At 74.3% G+C, this 22,269-nt stretch carries 22 protein-coding genes; 11 read left to right on the forward strand and 11 right to left on the reverse strand.

The features are described from left to right. Positions 1-1,545, reverse strand: a 1,545-nt coding sequence (locus tag ACFU7Y_RS16305; RefSeq protein ID WP_380768372.1) for an LCP family protein, incomplete at its 3' end; no start/stop codon positions are given. A 329-nt stretch (positions 1,546-1,874) separates the two neighbouring features. Between ACFU7Y_RS16305 and ACFU7Y_RS16310 the strand changes: the two genes are divergently transcribed. Both ACFU7Y_RS16310 and ACFU7Y_RS16315 read left to right on the forward strand, forming a co-directional pair. Continuing rightward, the gene (locus tag ACFU7Y_RS16310) at positions 1,875-2,264 is read left to right on the forward strand and encodes a hypothetical protein (protein WP_380768374.1); all 390 of its coding nucleotides are present in this window, start codon (positions 1,875-1,877) and stop codon (positions 2,262-2,264) included. A 161-nt stretch (positions 2,265-2,425) separates the two neighbouring features. After that, positions 2,426-3,655, forward strand: coding sequence for a PLP-dependent aspartate aminotransferase family protein (locus ACFU7Y_RS16315; RefSeq protein WP_224285153.1), 1,230 nt, complete (start codon positions 2,426-2,428; stop codon positions 3,653-3,655). Positions 3,656-3,773: 118 nt separating this feature from the next. On the opposite strand, the gene ACFU7Y_RS16320 is transcribed toward ACFU7Y_RS16315, so the two are convergent. Next, positions 3,774-5,516 (reverse strand): SpoIIE family protein phosphatase, encoded by a 1,743-nt coding sequence (locus tag ACFU7Y_RS16320; protein WP_380768375.1) that lies wholly within the window; start codon positions 5,514-5,516, stop codon positions 3,774-3,776. A gap of 279 nt (positions 5,517-5,795) precedes the next feature. Between ACFU7Y_RS16320 and ACFU7Y_RS16325 the strand changes: the two genes are divergently transcribed. Beyond that, positions 5,796-7,019: an ROK family protein gene (locus tag ACFU7Y_RS16325; protein WP_380768377.1), complete on the forward strand. Its 1,224-nt coding sequence runs from the start codon at positions 5,796-5,798 to the stop codon at positions 7,017-7,019. Positions 7,020-7,043: 24 nt separating this feature from the next. Here the strand turns inward: ACFU7Y_RS16325 and ACFU7Y_RS16330 are convergent, their stop codons facing one another. Then, positions 7,044-7,175 carry a hypothetical protein gene (locus ACFU7Y_RS16330; RefSeq protein ID WP_380768378.1) on the reverse strand — a complete coding sequence of 44 codons (132 nt, stop codon included), beginning with the start codon at positions 7,173-7,175 and terminating at the stop codon, positions 7,044-7,046. Between the two features lie 85 nt (positions 7,176-7,260). On the opposite strand from ACFU7Y_RS16330, the gene ACFU7Y_RS16335 reads away from it, so the two are divergent. After that, a complete protein-coding gene (locus tag ACFU7Y_RS16335) occupies positions 7,261-7,794 on the forward strand; it encodes a hypothetical protein (protein WP_380768379.1) in 534 nt (177 codons plus the stop codon). A gap of 29 nt (positions 7,795-7,823) precedes the next feature. Here the strand turns inward: ACFU7Y_RS16335 and ACFU7Y_RS16340 are convergent, their stop codons facing one another. The 5 genes from ACFU7Y_RS16340 to ACFU7Y_RS16360 all read right to left on the reverse strand — a co-directional run bounded on the left by ACFU7Y_RS16340 (position 7,824) and on the right by ACFU7Y_RS16360 (position 11,092). Then, entirely contained in the window at positions 7,824-8,483 is a 660-nt protein-coding gene (locus ACFU7Y_RS16340; protein ID WP_380768381.1) for a transcriptional regulator, read from the reverse strand. Positions 8,484-8,655: 172 nt separating this feature from the next. After that, positions 8,656-9,051, reverse strand: a complete 396-nt coding sequence (locus ACFU7Y_RS16345; RefSeq protein ID WP_224284542.1) for a hypothetical protein — start codon at positions 9,049-9,051, stop codon at positions 8,656-8,658. Between the two features lie 178 nt (positions 9,052-9,229). After that, on the reverse strand, positions 9,230-10,135 hold the full coding sequence (locus ACFU7Y_RS16350; protein WP_224284543.1) for a ketopantoate reductase family protein: 906 nt from the start codon (positions 10,133-10,135) through the stop codon (positions 9,230-9,232). A gap of 46 nt (positions 10,136-10,181) precedes the next feature. Then, the gene (locus ACFU7Y_RS16355; RefSeq protein ID WP_224284544.1) at positions 10,182-10,910 is read right to left on the reverse strand and encodes a hypothetical protein; all 729 of its coding nucleotides are present in this window, start codon (positions 10,908-10,910) and stop codon (positions 10,182-10,184) included. Beyond that, complete coding sequence (locus ACFU7Y_RS16360) at positions 10,907-11,092, reverse strand: hypothetical protein (protein ID WP_380768383.1); 186 nt, start codon at positions 11,090-11,092, stop codon at positions 10,907-10,909. The genes ACFU7Y_RS16355 and ACFU7Y_RS16360 overlap by 4 nt, the downstream gene beginning before the upstream one ends. A gap of 186 nt (positions 11,093-11,278) precedes the next feature. On the opposite strand from ACFU7Y_RS16360, the gene ACFU7Y_RS16365 reads away from it, so the two are divergent. The 3 genes from ACFU7Y_RS16365 to ACFU7Y_RS16375 all read left to right on the forward strand — a co-directional run bounded on the left by ACFU7Y_RS16365 (position 11,279) and on the right by ACFU7Y_RS16375 (position 14,888). Continuing rightward, positions 11,279-12,043 carry an ABC transporter ATP-binding protein gene (locus ACFU7Y_RS16365; RefSeq protein WP_374120122.1) on the forward strand — a complete coding sequence of 255 codons (765 nt, stop codon included), beginning with the start codon at positions 11,279-11,281 and terminating at the stop codon, positions 12,041-12,043. A 5-nt stretch (positions 12,044-12,048) separates the two neighbouring features. Next, positions 12,049-13,440 (forward strand): FtsX-like permease family protein, encoded by a 1,392-nt coding sequence (locus ACFU7Y_RS16370; protein ID WP_380768384.1) that lies wholly within the window; start codon positions 12,049-12,051, stop codon positions 13,438-13,440. A 161-nt stretch (positions 13,441-13,601) separates the two neighbouring features. After that, positions 13,602-14,888, forward strand: coding sequence for a sensor histidine kinase (locus ACFU7Y_RS16375; protein ID WP_380768386.1), 1,287 nt, complete (start codon positions 13,602-13,604; stop codon positions 14,886-14,888). Between the two features lie 35 nt (positions 14,889-14,923). On the opposite strand, the gene ACFU7Y_RS16380 is transcribed toward ACFU7Y_RS16375, so the two are convergent. Beyond that, positions 14,924-15,592, reverse strand: a complete 669-nt coding sequence (locus ACFU7Y_RS16380) for a response regulator transcription factor (RefSeq protein ID WP_224282767.1) — start codon at positions 15,590-15,592, stop codon at positions 14,924-14,926. A gap of 203 nt (positions 15,593-15,795) precedes the next feature. Here ACFU7Y_RS16380 and ACFU7Y_RS16385 point away from each other — a divergent pair, with 203 nt between their 5' ends. Further along, the gene (locus tag ACFU7Y_RS16385; protein WP_380768393.1) at positions 15,796-16,224 is read left to right on the forward strand and encodes a MarR family winged helix-turn-helix transcriptional regulator; all 429 of its coding nucleotides are present in this window, start codon (positions 15,796-15,798) and stop codon (positions 16,222-16,224) included. Next, on the forward strand, positions 16,221-17,672 hold the full coding sequence (locus ACFU7Y_RS16390) for an MFS transporter (protein ID WP_380768388.1): 1,452 nt from the start codon (positions 16,221-16,223) through the stop codon (positions 17,670-17,672). The genes ACFU7Y_RS16385 and ACFU7Y_RS16390 overlap by 4 nt, the downstream gene beginning before the upstream one ends. A 416-nt stretch (positions 17,673-18,088) precedes the next feature. On the opposite strand, the gene ACFU7Y_RS16395 is transcribed toward ACFU7Y_RS16390, so the two are convergent. Both ACFU7Y_RS16395 and ACFU7Y_RS16400 read right to left on the reverse strand, forming a co-directional pair. Next, positions 18,089-18,613 carry a DUF5959 family protein gene (locus ACFU7Y_RS16395; RefSeq protein WP_380768390.1) on the reverse strand — a complete coding sequence of 175 codons (525 nt, stop codon included), beginning with the start codon at positions 18,611-18,613 and terminating at the stop codon, positions 18,089-18,091. Between the two features lie 310 nt (positions 18,614-18,923). After that, on the reverse strand, positions 18,924-19,922 hold the full coding sequence (locus ACFU7Y_RS16400) for a ScbA/BarX family gamma-butyrolactone biosynthesis protein (protein ID WP_224282769.1): 999 nt from the start codon (positions 19,920-19,922) through the stop codon (positions 18,924-18,926). Positions 19,923-20,383: 461 nt separating this feature from the next. Between ACFU7Y_RS16400 and ACFU7Y_RS16405 the strand changes: the two genes are divergently transcribed. Beyond that, entirely contained in the window at positions 20,384-21,112 is a 729-nt protein-coding gene (locus ACFU7Y_RS16405; protein ID WP_224282770.1) for a ScbR family autoregulator-binding transcription factor, read from the forward strand. A gap of 282 nt (positions 21,113-21,394) precedes the next feature. Beyond that, positions 21,395-22,249: a BTAD domain-containing putative transcriptional regulator gene (locus ACFU7Y_RS16410; protein ID WP_380768395.1), complete on the forward strand. Its 855-nt coding sequence runs from the start codon at positions 21,395-21,397 to the stop codon at positions 22,247-22,249. Positions 22,250-22,269 lie beyond the last annotated feature (20 nt).

A 22,269-nucleotide genomic window follows, 5' to 3' on the forward strand; every position in this document is an offset into this window, starting at 1 on the left:
GGATCCGGCGGTGCCGCTGACGCTGGTGGGCAGCGGGGCCGGGGCGGTGGCGGCGCCGCCGGGCGCCGGCGCGGTGGCGCCCGCCGGGTTGGCGGCGGCGAAGTCGTGGCCGAGGACGACGCTGACGCCCCGGCCGCCTGGCTGCACGGTCGCGCCGGGGAAGAGCTTGGCGACCGCCTCGGCGGCGGTGCGCTCGCCGGTGCCGTACTCGACGACGGTGGTGCTGCGCGGCTTGCCGGCCGCGTTGCCGACGCCGGCGACGGTGTAGCCGGCGCTCTTGACGGTCTCCGCGGCCCGGCCGCCGAGCCCGGTCTCACCGGTACTGTTGAGCACGGAGACCTTCACGTCGGCGGCCTTGGCGGCCGGGGCGGGCATCGGGGTGGGCATCGGGGTGGGCATCGGGTCGGGCGCGGCCGCGGTGGGCGCAGTGGCGGCGGGGGCGGCGGTGGGGGCGGCCGGGTCGGCGGCGGCCGGCGCGCTCGCGTCCTGGCCGTCGATGGTGCGGTCGGCCTTGAGCGCTGCCCACAGCTGGTCCACGTCGGGGTGCACCAGCGCGACCCGCGGGCCCTCGTAACGCCAGGGTACGGTCAGGAACTTGATGTCGTGCAGGTCCACGTCCTTGAGCGACATGGCGAAGGAGAGCAGCTTGGCGGCCGAGCCGAGGCCGGGGTCGACGGTCAGCGACCGGGTGGCCGCGTCGGCGAGCGGCAGCAGCGTGGTCGGGTCCATTCCGCGGGACTTGACCTCCTTGATGAGGGAGGAGAGGAAGGCCTGCTGGCGCTTGGTGCGGCCGATGTCGGAGCCGTCGCCGATGCCGTGCCGGACCCGGACGTAGTCCAGCGCGGACTGGCCCTCGACCTTCTGCTTGCCCTTGGCGAAGAGCAGCTTCCCCTTGTGGCCGAGGTTGGGGTTGAGGTCCCCCTCGTGGATGTCGGTCGGCAGGCAGACCTCGACGCCGCCGGCCGCCGTGGTCATCGAGGCGAAGCCGTTGAAGTCCACCACTATGGTGTGGTCGACGCGCAGGTTGGTCAGCTTCTCGACGGCGTTCTGGGTGCAGGCCGGGTTGCCCTGGTCGCTGTCGCCGACCGAGAAGGCGCTGTTGAACATCACATTGGTCTGCTCCTTGGTCCACTTGCCGTTGGGGAGCTTGCACGACGGGATGGTGACCAGGGAGTCGCGGGGGATGGATATGCCGACGGCGTGCTTGTGGTCGGCGTAGACGTGCAGCAGGATCGCGGTGTCCGAGCGGGCGCCGCCGTCCCCGCCGCCGCCCAGGTCGCTGTTGCCGTTGCCGCGGCTGTCCGAGCCGATCAGCAGCACGTTGACCGGGGTGCGGCCCTGGGCGTCCGGGGCCGCGGCCTCCGGCCGGTCCTTGCTGAGGGCGTCGCCGTCGAAGGTGCTGATGTTGCTGTTCAGCCGGTAGTAGAGGGCGCCGCCGCCGAGGAGGGCGAGGGCGGTGCAGCCGGCGGTCGCCCAGAGCACCTTCTCCTTGGTGCTGCGCTTGGGTTTCTTCCTGGCCCGGCCTGCCGCGCGGCCGTCCGCCATGTCCGCGGGGTCCGGTTTTCTGCTGCTCTTCCGGTCGGTGGCCCGGCGCCCTCCCGCCCGGTGCGGCGAATTCTCGGCTTCGGGGGAACCCTTGCGGCCAGACACGTCGTCATCCTCCACAGTTGCCACGCGAGCCCCCGGCGAAGCGGTGGGCTCGCGGGGCCCGGGGCCGGAGCCGATCCTGGCAGGGCCCGCGCTAAACTTTTACACCGCTGTAGAACTTCAGTGGAGCATACTAGGCGCGAATGAGAAAACCAGCTGGTCAGACCATGAGAAATTGGTCAGATCGGTTGGACCGCGTTGCTCCGCACCAGTGCAGAGGGAGCACGATGACTGATCGGATCGCACGCTCGATAGCCGGCGCCCTGGTGGCCCTGCTGGCCGCCGTCGGCCTCACCGCCGCGGCATCGGGGGCGGCGGCGGTGGCCGCACCCCGAACCGTCGCGGCCGCCGCCGCGGCCCCGGGCACACCGGGCGAGGGCGTTGCGGCCGCGGGCCCGGCCGCCGCGGACGCCGACCGGGAGGTCCGCACCGAGGCGCGCGCCGCGTCCGCCGCCGACGCCGCACACCTCGCGGCCAAGGACGAGAAGAAGAAGGGCTTCTTCGCCAAGCTGGGCAAGTTCCTGCTGGTCGTGATCATCCTGATCATCCTGTTCTTCGTGCTGCTGATCGTCGGGATCATCTACGCCGCCAAGCGGATCTTCAGCCGTCGCAAGTAGCCGTTCGCAGCCGTAGGCCGCCGGGGCCGGCCGCGCACGGCCGCGACCCGGGCGTTCGCCGCCGCCTTCCGGGCGGTGGGGCCGGAACGACCGCCCGGGGCGGGCCACTTGACGGTGATTGGCCCTGGCCGGGGTGCCGGGGCCGCCCGAGGATGAGCGCCATGAACGACTTCCACCCCGATGGGGCCCCGCACACGACCCCCCGTGAGAACGACGAGCTGCGCGCCGAGAGCCGGGTCGTCCACCCTCCGCTCGCCGAGGTCACGGGCAGCCGTCCGCTGGGCGTGCCGCTGCACCAGGGCCACCTGTTCGCCTTCGACACCGGCGACGCCCTCGCCGAGGCACACGGCGGACCGTACGGCGCCTTTTTCTACAACCGCTTCGGCAACCCCACCGTCCGCTCGCTGGAGCAGGCCGTCGCCGGACTGGAGGGCGGCACCGGCGCCCTCGCCACCGCCTCCGGCATGGGCGCGATCAACACCGCGCTGCTCGCCCTGCTGCGCGCCGGCGACCACGTGATCGCCCAGCGCAGCCTGTACGGCGGCACCGTCGGCGCGCTGACCGACCTCACCGAGCGCTGGGGAGTCGAGGTCACCTACGTGAGCGGCGACGACCCCGCCGGGGTGGCGGCCGCGCTGCGGCCGGACACCCGGGTGCTGCTCCTGGAGACCGTCTCCAACCCCACCACCCGGGTCACCGACCTGCCCGGGCTGATCGCCGTCGCCAAGCGGGCCGGGGTGGTGAGCGTGGTGGACAACACCTTCGCGACCCCGCTGCTGTGTCGCCCGATCGAGCACGGCGCGGACATCGTGGTCCACTCCGTGACCAAGTACCTCGGCGGCCACTCGGACGTCCTCGGCGGGATCGCCGTCTTCGCCGACCCGGAGCTGCACCACCGCGTCTGGCGGCGCTCGCTCGAACTCGGCGCCTCCGCCGACCCGTTCGCCGCCTGGCTGACCCTGCGCGGCATGCAGACCCTCGCCCTGAGGGTACGTCGCCAGTGCGACACCGCGCTCGACCTGGCCGGCCGGCTCGCCGCCCACGCCGCGGTCACCGCCGTCCACTACCCGGGCCTGCCCACCCACCCCGACCACGACCTCGCCCGCCGCCTGCTCCCCGACGGGCACGGCGGCGTCCTGGCCTTCGACCTGGCCGGCGGCCGCGAGGCGGCCGGAACGTTCACCGAGTCCGTCCGGCTCGCCTCGCTGGCCCCGTCCCTGGGCGACGTGCACACCCTGGTGCTGCACCCGGCCAGTACCTCCCACCGGCAGCTGTCGGACGAGGAGCTGACGGCGGCGGGCATCGGCCCGGGAACGGTGCGGGTGTCGGTGGGCATCGAGCACCCGGAGGACATCTGGGCGGACGTACAGCGGGCGCTGGCGAAGGTGTGAGCCCGAGGTGTGAGCCCAAGGTGTGAGTTCAGGGGGAGCCCCGGCAGGGCGGGCACGCGGACCTGGGCAGCCGCCCCCGGTGCCGGAGCGTGCCGCACGCGGGTGCGCCGGGCCCCCGTCAGCGCTGCCGGGGCCGGGCGACCAGGAGCGCGATGTCGTCCTCGGCGACCGGGGCCGGGGGCGGCACGAGGGAGTGGAGGACGGCGTCGAGCAGGTCGTCGAGGTCCCCGGTGGCGGGCAGACTCAGGGCCGCGAGCCGCTCCAGGGAGACGTCGATGTCCTCGCCCCGGCGTTCGACCAGGCCGTCGGTGTAGAGCAGCAGGGTCTCGTCCGACAGGAGCGGGTGGGTGGTCGGCTCGTAGCCGCCGAGGCCGGTGCCGAGCGGCGGGCCGGTGGGGACGCGCAGCAGCTCGGTCGGGCGGCCGGAGGCGATCAGGGCGGGCGGCAGGTGGCCCGCGCTGGAGAGGGTCCAGCGGCCGCGGCCCGGGTCGGCGAGGGCCAGCAGGCAGGTCGCCGGGCGGGCGGAGTCGTCGGCCGAGATGATGCTGTCGAGCTGACGCAGGATCCGGTGCGGGGGCAGGTCCATCCCGGCGAGGTCGCGCAGCGCGGAGCGGTAGTGGCTCATGTCGACGGCGGCCTCGACCCCGTGCCCCATGACGTCGCCCATCGCCAGCAGGGTGCGCCCGAACGGCAGCCGGACGGTCTCGAACCAGTCGCCGCCGACCACCGAGGTGCTCCCGGAGGGCAGGTAGCGGGAGGCGAGGGAGAGATTCTGGTGCGGGTTGCCGGGCTCGCTGAGCAGGGCCCGTTGGAGTTCCAGGGCGATGCCCTGGGAACGGGCGAAGCGGCGGGCGTTGTCGAGGGCGGTGGCAGCGCGGGCGGCGAGGTCCCCGAGCAGGGCGGCCTCGTCCGGGGTGAAGGCCGGGCCGGCGGCGGTGCGGCCGAGGGTGAGCAGCCCGATCAGGCGGCCCCGGGCGGCCAGCGGCAGGACCAGCAGCGAGGCCGTCCCGGCGGGGCAGGCGTCCTCGGGCCCGGGCTCGGTGAGCACGGCGATGCCGCCGGCCAGGCTGCGGGCGGCGGCCGAGCCCTCCCGGTGGCGGATCGATTCGCCGGGCCGGGGCAGCGCGGCGAGGGCGGCGGTCAGCGCGGGCACGGACCGGGCGCCGGCGCGGTGCAGCCGCTGGGGCGCGCCGTTGCCGGACCGGGCGGGTTCGGCCTGCGGCGGCAGCACGTCCACGGTGGCGAACTCGGCGAGCCGGGGCACGACGAAGGCGGCGAGTTCGGCGCCGGTGGTGCCGATGTCGAGGGTGGTGCCGATCCGCTCGGCGGCGGCGTCCAGCAGGGCGAGCCGGGCCCGGGCCTGTTCCAGCTCGCGCAGCTGCTCGCGGGCCGGGTCGGGGTCGTCCAGCACGACGACGATCACCCCGGCGGTCCGCCCGGAGCGCCGCAGTGTCCGGTAGCGCACCCGCAGACCGGGCGGTACGGGGGCGCCCGCGCCGTCCGGGCCGCCGGTGGCGTGTTCGCGGGCGAGCCCGTCGACGAGGACCCGGCGCAGGATGCCGACGGCCCCGGCGAAGGCGGTGGTCCCGGCGGCCCGGCCGAGCAGGTCCGCGCGGCGCAGCCCGGTGGCGGCGGTGAAGGCCGCGTTCAGGTACTGCCAGCGCAGCCGCTCGTCGAGCAGCGCGACGCCGACCGGGGCGGCGGCGAGGACCTCGCGGAGCCGCTCCGGGTCGTCGTCGCCGTCACCGCCGGTGATCGCGCCGAGTCGTGCGGCGAGGGCCGCCGCGGTGGCCGCCAGGGACCGGGAGTCCGGTGCCGCGGGCCGCGGGCCCTTCGCTCGGTTGCCGTACCGGAAGTGCATACGCCCATGATCACGCGCCCGGGCGCGGCACGCCCACACGCGGGTGAAACGTTGACTGGCCGGAGACAGTGTTGTAACGGAGGAGCGGCGGGCTCTGCGCGGCGCTCCCGGAGACGTCCACGGGAGTCGCCTGTGGGGCCGTACGGATACGGCAGGCGAACGCCGGATGATCTCCGGTCATACTTGGGCGGCGGCGCCCGGCCCGGACGCCGCGGGCCGGGCCCAACCGGCCGTACCCGACCCCGACCCGCGCCCGAAGATCCAGACCGGAGGAACCCCATGAGCCCCCACCAGCCGACCAGTCGCCCGGCGGCCGGGGCCCCCGGGGTGCCGTGGAACCGGCAGCGGCTGCGCAGCAACAACGAGTGGCTGCTGCTGGAGCTGCTGCGCACCGGCGGTGGCTCCTCGCGCGCTCAGCTGGCCAGGGACACCGGTCTGTCCAAGCCGACCGTCTCGGCCGCGCTGGCCGAGCTGGAGCGGGCCGGCCTGGTCCGCGAGGCCGGGCGGCTGGCCCCCGAGCGCGGCCGCACGGCCGTGCTGTACGAGGTCGACCCGACGGCCGGGCACGTGCTCGGCGTGGACATCGGCCGGGCCCGGCTGCGGGTGGCGGTGGCGGACCTGGCCGGGACGGTGGTCGCCCGCCGGGACGTGGCCAACCGCGGCCGCTCGGCGAACGCCGTCGCGGACGCCGTGGTCGCCGCCGCGCACGAGGCGACCGCCGAGGCGGGCCTGGCTGCCGGGGACATCGTGCACGCGGTGATCGGCACCCCCGGGGTGTGGGACGAACAGCGGCGCGGGGTGCGCTACGCCAGCAGCCTGCCCGGCTGGGGCAGGCCAGGGCTGTTCGACCGGATTGGGGAGGGCCTGGGGACGGCCGTCTCGGTGGCCAACGACGCCAACCTGGCGGCGCTCGGCGAGTACACCCTGGGTGCGGGGCGGGGCAGGCGGATGTTCGCCTACCTGCTGGTCGGCACCGGGCTGGGCATGGGCGTGGTGAAGGACGGCGAGCTGCTGCTCGGTGCGCACGGCGCGCTGGGCGAGATCGGTCTGGTCCCGCTGCCCGGGCGGGCCGGCGAGCCGGCCACGACCATCGAGCAGGAGGCCGCCGCGGACGCCGTGGTGCGTGCCGCCCGGCACTTCGGGTCGGACGGGGATTCCGCGGCGCGGCAGTTGACGGCGAAGCAGGTGTTCGAGCGGGCCCGGGCCGGGGAGTCCGCGGCGGTCCGGGCCGTGGAGTGGGAGGCCGAGCGGCTCGCCTACGCGGTGGCCGTGCTGTCGGCCGTCCTGGATCCGGACCTGGTGGTGCTGGGCGGCGGGATCGGCAGCAGCGCGGACCTGCTCCTGGAACCGCTGGAGCAGGCGCTGCACCGGCTCGCCCCGATGCGTCCGACGCTCGCGCCGAGCCTCCTGGGGGAGGAGGCGGTGCTCCTCGGCGCGGTCTCCACGGCGCTGGAGACCGCCCGCCCCGAGGTGTTCGAGCGCCGGACGGGGGAGCTGCGCTGACGGCGGGTCGGCGGGTCGGCGGGGTCAGCCGGTGGTGGCCGGCGGGGTCAGCCGGGTGGCCAGGGTCGGGCCGTGGGTGCCGAGGACCGGGTGGTGAGGGTGGCCGGTGAACGCGGGGCGGCGACGCTCGACGGCCGGAAGGTCTCGATCTGCCAACGAGTGGGGATTCCGTGGACGGTGCGTGTGCGACTCCTGCTTGAATCGCACGACTCATCCAAACGGAACGGAGCGTTCTCCCCCCATGCCTTCACGGATACCCGGTCGGCGCCGGGCCGGCCTGGCCGGATTCGCCGGACTCGTCCTCACCGTCGGCCTGGCGCTGACCGGTTGCGACCCGTCGGCGGCCGACGGCGGTGCCACCGCCCCGGCCACGCCGACCGTCGCCGCCACCACGGCTGCCGCCGGCACGACCGCGACGCCCACCCCGCCGGCGACGTCCGCCGCGCCGGCCCCGGCCCCGGTCGGCACTGCGCCGGCCGAGCCGGCGGCCACGCCCCCGCCCGTCGCGCCTCCGGCCCAGCCCAGCGCCCAGCCGCAGCCGCCCGTCACCAAGGCGCCGCAGCCGAAGGTGACCACTGCTCAGCCGCCGACCGACCCCGAACCCCCAGCGGCGGCCGGCGCCGGCACCGGGTGCGAGATCCGCTCGAACGCGGGCAACTGCTACGAAGCCGGGCAGTTCTGCCGCAACGCGGACCTGGGCAAGAGCACCCACGACGCCGGTGGCCGGGTGATCTACTGCCGGATGGTCAGCGGGAAGCCGCACTGGCAGGCCTGAGTCCTCTCGGCCCCGGGACGGGTTCGGCCTCAGGTGTCGATGACGCCCAGGGTGTCCCAGAACAGGTGCTCGTAGGCCTGGAGCAGCAGCCCGTACTCGCGTGCGGCGGCCAGGGTCGGCTCGTCCAGCCGGTCCGGGCCCAGTGCGTCGGCGGCCTGTTGCTCCAGCTCGGGCGCGGGCTGGGCGAAGAAGTCGAAGAACGCGCAGGTCTCGTCCGTGAAGCCGTACTGGTGGCGCAGTGCCTGCGCGATGGTGGCGCAGTAGCCGCCCCAGGCCGCGAAGTTGGCGACCAGGGCGGCGGCCGCGGCGGCCGGCTCGCTGTTCAGGGCGAGCCAGGCGAGGTAGTGCGGGTAGGCCTGGCAGCCGGGCAGCGGCGGGCGGGACTCCAGCGCGCCGCGGTCGAGGCCGGCGGCGGCGCCGAGTGCGGGCAGGGTGCGCAGCGCGGCGCTCTCGCCCTCGGCCAGCGTGGCGAACCAGGCGCCGACCGGCCGGTCCGCGCAGCGACTGGCGAGCAGCAGCAGGCTGCGGCGGTCGGAGCGGATGATCCGGTGCTGCTGGGCGGCGAGTTCGGCCAGGACCGAGTGTGGCGCGGTGCCGTCGGCGAGCGCGGTGACCAACGCGGGGGCGGTGTCGCCGGGTGCCAGTTCGGCGCGCAGGTCCTGGATCTGGCCGAGGATCGGGTGGTTCACCGGTGCCTCCGAGGTGCGGTTCGGTCCGATGCCATTCCTATCGTCCGGCGGTGCCGGTGCGGTGGCGACAGGCCGGGACCCGGGGCGGGGGATGTGCTTCCGCCCCGGGCCGGCGCCCGGGGCGGAAGCCGGTGGAGTGGGCGGTGTGGGAAACGGTGAGCGCGCCGGTGCGTCAGGCGTCGGCGCAGGCCTTCCCGATGTCGGCGGCGGCATCGGTGATCGGTTTGACGTCGGGCTGCTTGCCCTTGGTGACCCGGTCGATGGCGTCGTCGACGGCCTTGGAGAGTCTGTCGGCGGCCGCGTCGATCTTGTCCCCGCCGTCCTGGCGGATCTTCCTGGCATCGTCGGCGACCTTCTTCAGGGCCGCGACGGTGTGCTTGCGGCGGCTCTCGTCGGTGATCTGACCGATGTTGATCGCCGAATCCGCGAGGTCCTGGACATCGCCGGAGAGGCTGATCGCCCGCTTCCCGCAGTCGAGGGCCTGGTCGGCGTCGCACGCGGTGAACAACGGGGCCGTGAGGAGCAGTGCGAGCGTGGTGGCGGCCAGACGGTACGGCTTCCTTGTCATGTCTCTATCCCTCCCGCCGTGTCAACGTCGGTGCGCCGTGCGGTGGTTCCGGAGGATTCCGTGAACCGTCGGGAAAGTCTCCTTCCCTTTGCGGAAAATGATGATCCGTCAGTCGATCGGAGACCCCGGTGGGCGTTCACCGCGCGCGCCAAGCGCGGGGTGAACGCCCGTGCCGGCACTACCGGTCGGAGGAGTCGGACAGGTCGCTGACCAGGCGGGCGATGGTCGGGACGGCCACCGCGTGTGCGTCGGCCGCCCGCAGGACGGCGCCGCCGATGGCGTCCAGCTCGGTCGGTCGGCCGGCCTCCACGTCGCGCTGCATCGAGGACCTCATCGTCCCCGGGATGCGGTCGAAGGAGGCGAGCAGGGTCTGCGCGTCCGCCGGCGCGCCGACCGCCCGGGTGACGGCGCTGATCTCGTCCAGCACGGCGCGGAGTTCGGCCCGGTGCTCGGTGCGCACGGTGCCGATCCCGCTCGCGTGGCGGGTGGTGAGCAGGGCGAACGGTGCGAGGAAGGACAGCTTGCTCCACAGCATCGCCGTCTCGTCCTCGCACAGCGTGACGTCCAGCCCGGCGTGCCGCAGCTGCTCGGCGAACTCGGCTACGGGGGAGGCGTGTCGGGCGGTCGCACCGAGCTCGATGGCGGCGAACGGACTGGTGTGCTCGATCCGCCCGGGTGCCGTCCGGGTGGCCTCGACCCGGATCGTGCCGGCCACCACCCGCCCGGCCTGGTAGTGCTCGCGCAGCAGCGCCATGTGGTCCAGACCGTTGAGCAGCGGCACCACGATCCCGGCGCCGAGCGCCTCCGGGGGCATCCGGTCGAGCGCGGCGGCCAGCGCCGTCTCCTTGACCGTCACGAAGGCCGCGTCGACCGGCTCGCGCAGCTCGGTGGCGGCCTCCACCCGGGCGGTGAAGTCGCCGAACCGGGCGCTGCGGACCTGCAGTCCGTCCCGTGCGATGACGGCCGCGGTCTCCTCGCCGGCCAGGCAGACGACCCGGTGGCCGTCGCGGGCGAGGAGCCCGCCGATCAGTCCGCCGACGCCGCCAGGGCCGAGCACGGCGACGGTCAGGGGGGTGGTGGTCATGGTGACTCCCGTGGGTGAGTGAGGGATGGGGAAACGGAGGGCGCGGCTACGGGGCCTCCCAGAAGAAGCGGCCCTCCAGGCCGTCCGGGCTGAGGAAGCCGAAGCCGTCGCCGTAACCGAAGTTGAGGAAGTACGGATCGCCCTCGTCCGAAGCGTCCGCGAGGGCGAAGAGGTACTGCCAGGGGGCCGGGACCCGGGCCCGGCCGTTCGGGTAGGACGGGTCTCCGCCGAGGTGGTCGTGCTCGTGGTCGCCGTCCGGGAACGGGACCTCGGGGCCCTCGTGGCGCAGGTACCGCTGGAAGGCGGCCCGCTGGTCCATCGCCCGGTCGACGCCGTCCGGCAGCGGCACCACGTCCAGGTGGTACTCGACCGGGGTCCGCTCACCGTCGGGCTCGCAGCGCCAGAGCGTACGGCCCCGGATTCCGGGCGGTCCGAGCACGGCGAACGGCGGGATGCGGCCGCCGGGCTGGACGAGCAACAGGCCGTCGCCCCGCTCCGGGTCGAGGCCGCCCATCAGCTCGCCGTCCTCCTCCAGGAAGAGGTACGCCAGCCGACCCGGCTCGCCCGGGACGGGGAACTGCCCGATGAACACCAGGGGTTCACCCGTACCGGGGGAGAGGGGCCAGGTGGGCTCGGCCAGCCAGCACGGCTCGCCGCCGAGCTTGGGGACCGGCGCGGTGATCGGCTGCTCGGCCGGGCGCGGTGACAGCCGCCGGCGGGGGAGGAAAGCGGCGTCGTACGGACCGGTGGCGGTGCCGGTCGGGAGCGGGATCATTCGGCGGCCTCGGTGGGTTCGGCTGGCTGGCTGGCTGGCTGGCTGGGTCGGACGGGTCGGACGGGTTCCGGGTCGGGCGCGTGGAGGGAGTCGGAGTCGAAGGCGAACGGCTCCTCGCGGCGCGGCTCGCTGCCCGGGGCGGGCAGGCGAACGCCGCGGCCGGGCAGCAGGTCGATGGTCACCGGATCATGATTCCCCGTCGGGCGGGTGACCGGGGAGCCGGGGTGGGGGCGAGCGGGCCCGGGTGGAAGAGGGCGGGAAGGAGACGTAGCACCACCTGCGGGGTTCGGTTTTCCGAACCCCGGATTCGGGTGCCAGCACAATCGATCTCCCGGCCCCGGGCGCCCACGATGGTGGACATGAACGGGATGACGACAGCCGCCGCCACGGCGGCGCACGACGGGGTGACGGGCGCGGCCCTGAGTGCGACCGGGCTGCACAGGGAGCACGGGCGTGGCGCGGCGGCCGTGCGGGCGTTGCGCGGGGTCTCGGTGGGCTTCGCGCCGGGGACGTTCACGGCGGTGATGGGGCCGTCGGGCTCCGGCAAGACCACCCTGCTGCACTGCCTGGCCGGGATGGACCGCCCGACCAGGGGCACCGTGCGGTGGGGCGACACCGAGGTGTCCGGGCTGCCCGAGCGGCGGCTGGCGGAGCTGCGCCGCGCCCGGGTGGGGTTCGTGTTCCAGGCCTTCAACCTGATGCCCGCGATGACCGTCACGCAGAACGTCGAGCTGCCGGGGCGGCTGGCCGGGCATCCGCCGGAACGGGCCCGGGTGCGGGAGGCACTGGCCCGGGTCGGTCTGGCAGGGCGCGAGCGGCACCGGCCCGGACAGCTGTCGGGTGGTCAGCAACAACGGGTGGCGATAGCCCGGGCACTGGTCTCCCGGCCGGAGGTGCTGTTCGCCGACGAGCCGACCGGCGCACTGGACCGCGCCACCGGGCAGGAGATCCTCGACCTGCTGCGCGCGGGCGTCGACGCCGACGGGCAGACCTGCGTGATGGTCACCCACGACCCGGTCGCCGCCGGGTACGCGGACCGGGTGCTGCTGCTGGCAGACGGCCTGCTGGTGGACGAGCTGACCAGGCCGACGGCCGCGCAGGTCGGCGAGCGGCTGAGCCGGTTGGGCGGGTGAGCGCGATGAGCAGTCCGGTGCTGAGCCTGTCCGCGGGGCAGATCCGCCGCCGCCCGGCCTCCTTCGCCGGGCTGGGGACGGCCCTGTTCCTGGCAGTGGCGGCGGTGACGCTGTTCGGTTCGCTGGTTGCCGCGCAGATCACGGCGCCGGCCGCGGTGACCAGAGTGGCGGTGTCCGGGCCGGGCCTGGTGGTGATCGCCGGGGCGTTCGGCGAGATCGCCGTCCTGGTCGCGCTGTTCGTCGTGGTCAACGCGCTCGGCTTCACCCTGCGGCAGCAGCACCGTGATCTGGCGCTGCTGCGCACCGTCGCGGCGACGCCCCGTCAGGTACGGCGGGTGGTGCGTGTGCAGGTGGTGGCGACCACCCTGCTGGTGGCCGCGCCGGGCGGCCTGGTGGGCTTCCTCGCCGCCCGGGCCTTCCTTGCCGCACTCCAGCGGCGTGGCATGGCCGCACCCGGGCTGCAGATACCCGGCGCGCCGGTGCCGGCGTTGGTCGCGCTCGCGGTGGCGCTGCTGATCGGCCTGGCGGCCACCGCCGTGGCGGCCCGCCGGATCACCCGGCCCGCCCCGGCCGTCGCGCTGACCGAAGGCGCGGGCGGGCCGCGGCGCACGGGTGTGCTGCGGCTGCTCACGGGGGTGGCGGTGCTCGCGGGCGGTGGGCTGCTGCTGCGACTGGCGGCGAGCCGGCCGGCCGGAGAGCTGGACAAGGCAGGGCAGGCCTCGCTGCTCGGCTCGCTGGTGCTGTTGGTCGCCGTCGGACTGCTGGGGCCGGTGGCGGCGCGCGTCCTGGCAACCGTGCTCGGCGCCCCTGCGAGGGTGCTCGTGCCCCGGGCGGGCTGGCTGGCGGACGCCAACCTGCGCGGCTACGCGGCCCGGCTCTCCTCGGCGGTGGTGCCGGTCGCGCTGCTGGTCGGGCTCTCCGGCACCATGCTGATCCTCACCGGCACCGCCGAGCACGCCGCCCGGGCAACGGGTGCCGAGACCAGCGTCACCAAGGCGAGCGACGTCTGGCTGCGCGAGATGGAGCTCGGGCTGCTGGTCTGCTTCGCGGCGGTCTCCACGGTCAACACCCTGGTGGCGCTGACCGCCGACCGGCGCCGCGAGTTCGCGCTGCTGCGCCTGGTCGGGGCAACACGGCCGCAGCTGCTGCGGATGCTCTCCGTGGAGGCGGCCCTGACCACGGCGATCGGTGTGCTGCTGGGCGCGGCGGTGGCGGCCACGGCCTCGGCGGCCTTCAGCCTGGCGGTGACGGGCTCGGTGGTGCCGGTGGTGCCGGGGCCGCAGTGCGCCCGGGTGGTGCTGGGTGCGGCGGGGCTCACGGTGCCGGGGATCGTGGGCACGGGCCTGTGGGCGGTCGGCGGCTCGGCGGTGGAGCCGACGGGCGGGGAGCGGGAGTGAGATGGAGGGAGGAGAGCGGCAGGCGCCGACGCTCGGCGGGCCGCGAGGTCGGCGCCGTGGCTGCCAGACGGGCTGTCCGGACGGAAGGGCAGATGGGTGCGGCGGCTCCAGTGGTGCCTGGTGGATGCTGGGGGCCGGGCGGCGGATGAGCAGTGAGGTGGATGGTGGCTGAGCGGCGGCGGTACCGGTCGGTGCGCGGCGGTGAACTGGCGTTCGCAGTACTCGGGTTGCCGCTCGGGGTGCTCGGCGGGGCGTACGCCGTCGCCGTCCTCTACGCGGGGGCGCTGCTCTCGCTTACCGTGCTGGGCCTGCCGTTCGTGGTGGCCGCGCTGCTCGGGGCGAGGAGGCTCGGCGGGCTGCACCGGTGGCTGGTCGGGCGGCTGCTCGGGGAGGAGGTGCCCGCACCGCAGCCGCTGCCGCGCCCGCCCGGGGTGTTCGCCCGGGGCCGGGTGGTGCTGACCGACCCGGCGGCCTGGCGGGCGCTGCTCTACCTCCTCCTGCGGGTGCCGCTCGGGGTGCTCGGGTTCCTGGCCGTGGTCGGGCTTCCGCTCAGCAGCGTCTGGCTGGTGGGCTTCCCGCTCTGGGTGCGGATGATGGAGCCGGGCCCGCGGCCGGTCGGCCTGCTGGACCTGGGCGCGGTTCCGATCGGCCTCGGGGCGCTGGCCGTCGTTCCCGCCGCGGTGCGGGCGCTCGGCGCAGCGGACCGTTCGTCGGCCCGTACCCTGCTCGGGCCGGTGCGCTCGCAGCAGCGGGTGCGTCAGCTGGAGAACGCCCGGGCCACCCTGCTGGCCGAGAACACCGATCGGCTGCGACGTCTGGAACGCGACCTGCACGACGGCACTCAGGCGCAACTGGTCGCGTTGGCCATCACGCTGTCGCTGGCCGACGACGTGCTCGCCGAGGGTGTTCCGGCCGACGGTGTTCCGGCCGGCGACGTGCCGGCCGAGGGCGGACCGGTTGGCTCGGGCGGGCCCGACCTCGGGCGGCTGCGCGCCCTGGTCGACCGGGCCCGTGGGCAGACCGACGACACCATCACCGGTCTGCGCCGGCTGACCCGGGGCATCCACCCGGTGGCGCTGGACGGCGGGTTGGCCGAGGCGCTGCCGGGACTGATCGCCACCTCGCCGGTGCCGGTCGACGTCCGGCTGGACCTGCGGGAGCGTCCGGAGCAGGTGATCGAGCGGGCCGTCTACTTCTGCGCTGCCGAGCTGCTGACCAACGTCGCCAAGCACAGCGGCGCGCGGTCGGCGGAGCTGAACGTGAGCGCGGTCGACGGGAGAGTCCGGCTGACCGTACGCGACGACGGGCGCGGCGGCGCCGCGATCGGCGCGGGCACCGGGCTGGCCGGCCTGGCCGAGCGGCTCGCGGCGGTGGACGGGACGCTGCGGGTGGACAGCCCGCCCGGCGGGCCGACGAAGGTCAGTGCCGAACTGCCCAGGCGGCTCTGACGGGCGGTCGCGCCAGAGTCGCCTGGGCTGCCGCCTCAGGAGGCGCCGCTCTCCGCGAGGTAGGCGAGTACGGCCTTGACCCGCCGGTTGTCGGCGTCGGTCGCGGGCAGGTCGAACTTCCCGAACACGGCGGCCACGTGCTTCTCCACTGCCCGCTCCGACACCACCAGCAGCGTGGCGATCGAGCGGTTGGAGTGCCCCTGTGCCATCAGCTCCAGTACCTCCCGCTCGCGCGGGGTGAGCGCGTCCACCCGGCTGCGCCGCCCGCCGTGCATCAGGCCGTTGACGATTTCCGGGTCGAGGGCCGTCCCGCCCGCGGCGACCCGGTGCAGGGCGTCCACGAACTCGGAGGTGCGGGCCACCCGTTCCTTGAGCAGGTAGCCGATGCCGGCGGCGCCACCGGCCAGCAGCCGGGCCGCCCAGGTGGTCTCGACGTGCTGGGAGAAGACCAGGATGCCGACCTCGGGCAGGGCGAGACGGATCTCCACCGCGGCCCGGATGCCCTCGTCGGTGTGGGTGGGCGGCATCCGGATGTCCACCACGGCCACGTCGGGCCGGTGCTCGGTGACGGCGGCGATCAGCTCGGGCGCCGTCCCGGCGGTGGCGACCACCGTGCATCCGCGGGTGGTGAGGAGTTCGACCATGCCGTCCCGGAGGATCACCGAGTCCTCGGCGAGGACGACGCGGAGCTGCTTGTCGATCATGACGTCATTATCCCGGGCCCGTCCGTCGTCCCTCGGGCGCGGGTGGTGGAGATGACCGGCCGCCCCGGGAAAAACTTCAGTCCAGACTGGACAGTCCAGACTGTCGAAATTACCGTGGAACCGTGACCGAGAAGCGAACAGCCCGTGCCGCCGCCACCGCGGCCCGCAGGGCCCAGGCCGACACCGCGGGGTCCGTCGACTCCGTGGTCCCCGGCACCGCGGCGTTGGCCGCCCGGGAGCTGCGCGCCGTCTTCAGTCGGCTGCGCCGCACCCTCCGGGAGGCGAGCGGCACCAGCGACCTGACACCCTCCCAGAGCGCCGTGCTCAGTCGGCTGGTCAACGACGGCCCGGCCTCCGCCAGCGTGCTGGCCGCCGCCGAGCGGGTCCGCCCGCAGTCCATGGCCGCCACCCTCGCCGCGCTGGAACAGCACGGACTGGTCGGGCGCCGCCCCGACCCCGAGGACGGGCGCCGCCAGGTGGTCAGCCTCACCGAGGCCGGGCTGGACCACGTCGCGGACAGCCGCCAGGCCCGCCAGGAGTGGCTGACCCGCGTCATGGCGGAGCACTACACCGAGGCCGAGCGCGCCACCGTGCTGGAGGCGCTGGCCCTGATGGACCGGCTGAACCGGTGAAGGCCGGCCCGGCCGCCCTGCTGGCCCGGATCCGGTCCGGGCGTCAGCCTGCTCCGGACGGCGGGTTCGACCGTCGGCTGATCGCACCGATGGTGCTCGGCTCGGTGCTCAATCCGATCAACTCGTCGATGATCGCGGTGGCCCTGGTTCCCGTGGGTGCCGCGTTCGGTGCGCCGCCCGCCGAGACCGCCTGGCTGGTGACCGCGCTCTACCTGGCCACCGCCGTGGGACAGCCGGTGATCGGGCGGCTGGTGGACACCCACGGCCCGCGCCCGCTCTACCTCGCGGGGACGGCCCTGGTCGGCCTCGCCGGACTGCTCGGAGCGCTCGCCCCGTCCCTCGGGCTGCTGATCGCCGCCCGGGTGCTGCTCGGGCTGGGTACCTCCGCGGCCTACCCCGCCGCGATGCACCTGACCCGCAGCGAGGCCGAGCGGACCGGGCAGTCCAGCCCCGCCGGGGTACTGACGGTGCTGGCGGTCGCCAACCAGACCGTCGCGGTGGTCGGGCCCACCCTCGGCGGTCTGCTGATCGGCGCGGGCGGCTGGCGGACGGTCTTCGCCGTCAACGTCCCGTTGTCACTGGCCTGCCTGACGCTCGGCGCGGTCCGGCTTCCCGTCGCCGCGCGTCGCTCCGACCGCATCGACCGCCCGGACAGCGGCGACCACCCGGGCCGCCCGGACCGGCTCGACCATGCCGGGATCGCGCTGTTCGCGGTCCTCCTGCTCGCCCTGATGCTGTTCCTGATGAGGCCCGACCCGGCGCGCTGGTACCTGCCGGTGCTCGCGGTCCTGGCGGCCGTCGCCTTCGTCGTCCGCGAGCGGCGGGCCCGCACCCCCTTCATCGACCTGAGGGCGCTCGCCGGAAACCGCCCGCTGATCGCCACCTACCTGCGCCAGGTCCTCGGCTACACCGCCATCTACGCCTTCCTCTACGGCTACACCCAGTGGCTGGAGGAAGGGCGCGGCCTGTCGGCCACCACCGCCGGACTGGTGCTGCTGCCGCTGTCACTGACCGCGCTCACGGTCGCCGGGGCGACCGGCCGCGGTCCGGGCGTGCGAGGCAAGCTGCTGGTCGGCTCCGCCTGCCAGATCGCGGCGTGTGCCGCCCTGCTGCTGGTGCACGCGAGCAGCCCAGGCGCCCTGCTGATCGCGGTCGGCGCGCTGGCGGGCGTCTCGCAGGGGCTGATCGGGCTCGGCACCCAGAGCGCCCTCTACCACCAGGCGGACCCGGCTGTCATCGCCTCGGCGGCCGGGCTGCTGCGCACCTTCATGTACCTCGGTGCCATGGCGGCCTCGGCCGCGAACGCGGCCTTCTTCCCGCACGGTGCCACCACGGGCGGGCTGCACCACCTCGCGCTGTTCATGCTCGGCGGTGCGGCTCTGCTCTTCCTCCTCACCCTGCCCGACCGTTCGCTCGCCCGGCTGGGAAGGCCGTTGCCACCGCGGTGATGACGGCCGGTCGACTCCCGAGGAGCCGGCGGGTGATCACGCGTCAGGCCGGCTTGAGGGATTCCTCGCGGATGTCGTGGCGGGTGTCCCAGCGGACCCGCAGGCGTCGGAACCCGTGGGCCCGGGGCGCCGGTCCGCTCGACGACCCACCGCACGGCTCCGGGGCCGGAGCTGTGCGGGACTCCTCGGCGGGCGATCACCGACTGCTTGCTGCCCGGTTGCGCGCGGTCGGCCGGGCTCGGTCCGCTTCGGGCCGGCCCGGCTGGAGCTTCGGCGGCTCCGGCAGCAGCAACGGCTCGATCAGCCCCCACAGTTCGTCCGACACGATGCACGGACGGGACACCCTCTTCCCCGCCCACCGACAAACGAGAAACAAAACCGGCAGTCACGCCCTCGGCGGCTCCTGTCAGGACCTTTCAGCCGGCCGGCTCTCCGCGCCAGGAGCGGACGCCCGGGGACAGTTCGACGACCTCGGACGGATAGGCGTTCCTTACGAGTTCGAGCAGGGCGCGCTGTTCGTCCAGCCAGCCCGGCGCGGGGGAGAGCACGACCCGGAGTGTGACGCCCGATTCCTCCGCGTCGGAGACGGTCACCCAGAGGCCGCCCGGCCGTCCGGGTTCGATCCGCAGCTCCGGGCCGTGTTCCTCGTCCAGCCACCGGACGGCTGACCCGCGCCCGAGTCGGTCCAAGGCGGTTTCCCACTGTCTGAGATGGCGGTCGGTCACCAGCGTGACGAACTGTCCGCGCACCGAGTCCGCGGTGACGGTGATCTCGCAGTCCAGCCAGTCGTGTCCGAGCAGGGAGCCCGGGGCGTGCCGTCCGAGGACTCGCACCCGGACGTTCCGGCCGCCGCTCCGCCCGGCACAGCCGGGGGTGTCGTCGGTGCCGGGGCGGTCGGTCAGTCTGATCAACTCGTTCTGCTGTGAAGCGACTTCGCTCACGGCGTGCTCCTGTGGGCAGCGCGGATTCAGGGGCTGACATCCTCGCGCAGGTGTTCGCCCCGGTGCCAGCCCGGAACCGGTGCGTTCCGGCCGGGGCCGGTCCGGGGGCAACGACAGGTGCCAGGGGCGCCGCACCGCGAAACGTCGTCGGCACGCGGACGGCCCGCCGGACCGGGATGGTCGGGCGGGCCGTTCGGGTGGTGCGACCGGTGGTGGGGCCGCCGGCAGGGCGGTGGGAGCGGACCGCTGCGAGCGTGGGAGCTTTTCGGCCCGAACCGTCTGCCCGGTCGGTGCGGCGGCGGTTGTCCGGTCAGCGGTGGTCCGGGTGGCCGGTGAGCACGGTGGTGAAGATCGGCTCGCCGTGCTGGTGGCCGGTCACGGTGGTGGTGAGGGCGTCCGGGCTCTCGCCGGGGGTGTGCCGGGCGGTGATCATGGTGGGTGCGTCGTGCTCGGCGTACCGGTGGAAGGTGGTGGCCGCGGCGGTCGGTGTGACGGTGACCGGGCTGCTCAGCGCGTTGGCCGCCTGCCGGGCCGCCTCCAGCAGCACCATGCCGGGGATGTGGTCGTTGGCGTGGTCGAAGAGGATCGGGTGCCAGAAGTCGGGGGTGAGGTGCCAGCTGCCGGGGGCGTCCGCCGGGGTCAGCACGACGTCGCCCGGGCGGAGCCGGCCGACCCGGGCCGGCGGGAGCGGTTCGGCGGTCACGGCCGGCGCCGACGGATGCTCGGCGTTGTGGCGTCCCCGGCGCAGCCGCTGGTAGGTGGAGTCGGGGACGGTGGTGAAGCGGGCGTACCCGGTTGCGGCCGGCTGAGAGCCCCGTCGCACGACGGTTTCCAGCGTGAAGTCGATCGTGGTGCCGGTCCGGCGCGGCTGGGCGAGGAGCCGGACCTCCAGGGTGAGGTCGGTCGGTGCCGCATCGATCAGCAGCTGGCGCGGCCGGGTGGTGTAGTCGAGGTTCCACATCATGAACTTGTGGTCGAGCGGTACGCCGAACCGGGTGTGGGCGAGGTAGAGCCCGGCCTGGCGGATCGTTTCAGCAGCTTGGATCGGGTCGTGCCGGGTGCCGTCCGGGGTGCTGAAGAAGGTGTGCGCCCGCGGCCACTGCGCGGTCACGGTGAAGGTGGTGTCGGTCAGCTGCTCGCTGCCGGTGAGGAAGACCTCGGCGTGGCAGGCCCGGTGGACGTACTCCTTGGCGACGGTGCTGGTCAGGCGAGGTGCCGGGGCTGCTGCTGCGGCCGGGTGGGCGATCGTCCCGGAGTCCGTGCCGGTGGCGAGGGCGGGGGCAGGCGTGCGGAAGGCAAGCAGAGTCATGGGGAGCGCTCCGAAGGGCCGTGACGGGCGGGGTGGGCTGCTCAGGGCTCGTAAGATACGTACCTACCGGTTTGGTTTTCAAGGAGCCAGAACGAAGGTTCGTCGGCGGCCAAGCGTGATCGGGTGGGCACGGTGGGTGGGCGCCGAGCGCGGCCTGGAGATCGGCTTGCCTTGGTAAAGCTTCTTGACCTGTGAGAATGCCGACGGACTGGCTTGGCAGGTTCATTGCTATGACATGGTCATTCGTTGGCCTGCCGGTGAGAAGTGGGAGTCGAAGCTCCGGTTATGACAGCCGGCAGCGAGGCGTCGGTCATCCGTTCGTTCCATACCGTCCACGCGGTTTTGGCCCGCTCGAAGGCGGTCCCATGTGACCTGGGACGCAAGGCTCCCGGCCGGCCTTGGCGGGTAAGATACGGGGTGTTTGGTTTTGTTTGCCGAGCGTTTCGGGTGGGGTGGTTGCGGTGGTGCGGCAGGAGCGGGCGGTCCGAACGCGTCGGCTGATCCTGGAGGCGGCGGCGTCGGTCTTCGACGAGTACGGGTACGAGGGAGCGACGATCGGTGAAGTCGTGGCCCGTGCCGGGGTGACCCGTGGCGCGGTGTACTTCCACTTCGCCTCCAAGCGGGAGCTCGCCCAGGGGGTCGTGGAGGAGCAGTTCGGCCGGGACGACATCCCCGAACGGCACTGCAAGCTCCAGGAGTTCGTGGATCTCGGGATGGTGGTCGCCCACCTCATGCCGCGCGACCCGGTGCTGAGCGCGGGCGCGCGGCTCTCCCTCGGTCAGGACGTGTTCGGCGACTTCAGCGGCGGCGCGGCGCCCGGCTGGATCCAGCGGGCCGAGACCGTGCTGGAAACGGCCGGTCGACGCGGTGAGCTGCTGCCCCAGGTGGTGCCCGCCGAGACGGCGTGGCTGGTCACCGGGGCCTGGACAGGGGTGCAGATCCAGTCCCAGAAGATGTCCGGCCGGGCGGACCTGGAGCGCCGGATCGCCTCGCTGTACCAGCACTTGATGCCGAGCATCGCGGTGCCCGGGGTGCTGGCCACGCTCGACCTCGCGGTGGACCGGGGTGCCCGGGTGGTCGCGGAGCTGGCGGAGGCCCGGGCGGCGGAGGCGGCAGGGGTGGCGGGGGCGGCGGAGGCCGACGCGAGCGAGGCGGCCGGAGCGGGTGTGGACGGAGCCGGCCCGGCCTGAGTCGGGGCGGGTGCGGACGGGCCTCGGGCGACCTGGCGGCCCCCGGGCGGACCGGTTCGGGATCGGGCGGGTGGTCCAGCGTCCGGCTCCGTAGGGGATTGCGTCGCCTAGAAACAAACAGTGCGTTCGGTTTTGTATTGACAAACCGTCTGACCTGTTTTTGGATGGTGGCGGGTGCTCGATCGACCGTCCAGCGGACCTGTGTGGACGGTGAGCAGCGGAGCATCCGCCCGGCCGGCGGCCGTCGGGGCCGCCGATCCGTCTGGATTTGGGGTGGTCGTCGTGGAGATCCGGGTGCTGGGGGCCTTGGGGGTCCGACTGTGCGGGGTGTCGGTGGTGCCGTCGGCGCCGAAGCCGCGGCAGGTTCTCGCCCTGCTGGCGTTACGGGCCGACCAGGTCGTTCCGGCGAGTGTCCTCGCCGAGGAACTGTGGTCGGGCCGCCCGCCTCGCAGCAGTCGTACCACCGTGCAGACCTATGTGCTCCAACTGCGCGACCTCATCGACCGGGCACTCGCCCAGGGCGACGGCGGCCCTGGGGCCTCCTGCGCGAAGGACGTCCTGGTCACCTCGGTCGGCGGCTACATGCTGAACAGCGGTGGCGGACTGGTCGACCTCCAGGAGTTCGACCGCCTCGCCGGGCGCGGCTACCGGGCCATGGACGGGGGCGACTTCCCGCTCGCCGCCCGGCAGTTGGGCGACGCGCTTGCGCTGTGGCGCGGTCCGGCCTTCGCGGACGTCCCAGTCGGTGGCCAACTCGCCGTCGAGGCAAAGAGGTTGGAGGAGACCCGGCTCTGCGCGCTGGACCAGCGGATCGAGGCCGACCTGCGGCTGGGCCGGCACCGGGTGCTGCTCGCCGAACTCACCGTCCTGGTCGACCGCTACCGCACCCACGAGAGCCTGCACGGCCAGTACATGATCGCGCTGCACCGCTCCGGTCGCCGGGGCGAGGCACTGGAGGCCTACCAGCGCCTGCGGAACACCCTGGTCCGGGAGTTGGGCATGGAGCCGTCCGCGGTACTGCGCCGACTGCAGCGCTCCATCCTGCTCGCCGGTCCCGAACGGTCGGACCAGGAGCAGCCCGGCGCGCTCGCCGACGGAGCCGGCGCCCGCCCCGCCCGCCTCACCCGGGTCGGCTGACCGGGGCGGCCGCCCCGGTC

Source organism: Kitasatospora sp. NPDC057542, assembly GCF_042801945.1.
In the GTDB taxonomy this organism is placed as follows: domain Bacteria; phylum Actinomycetota; class Actinomycetes; order Streptomycetales; family Streptomycetaceae; genus Kitasatospora.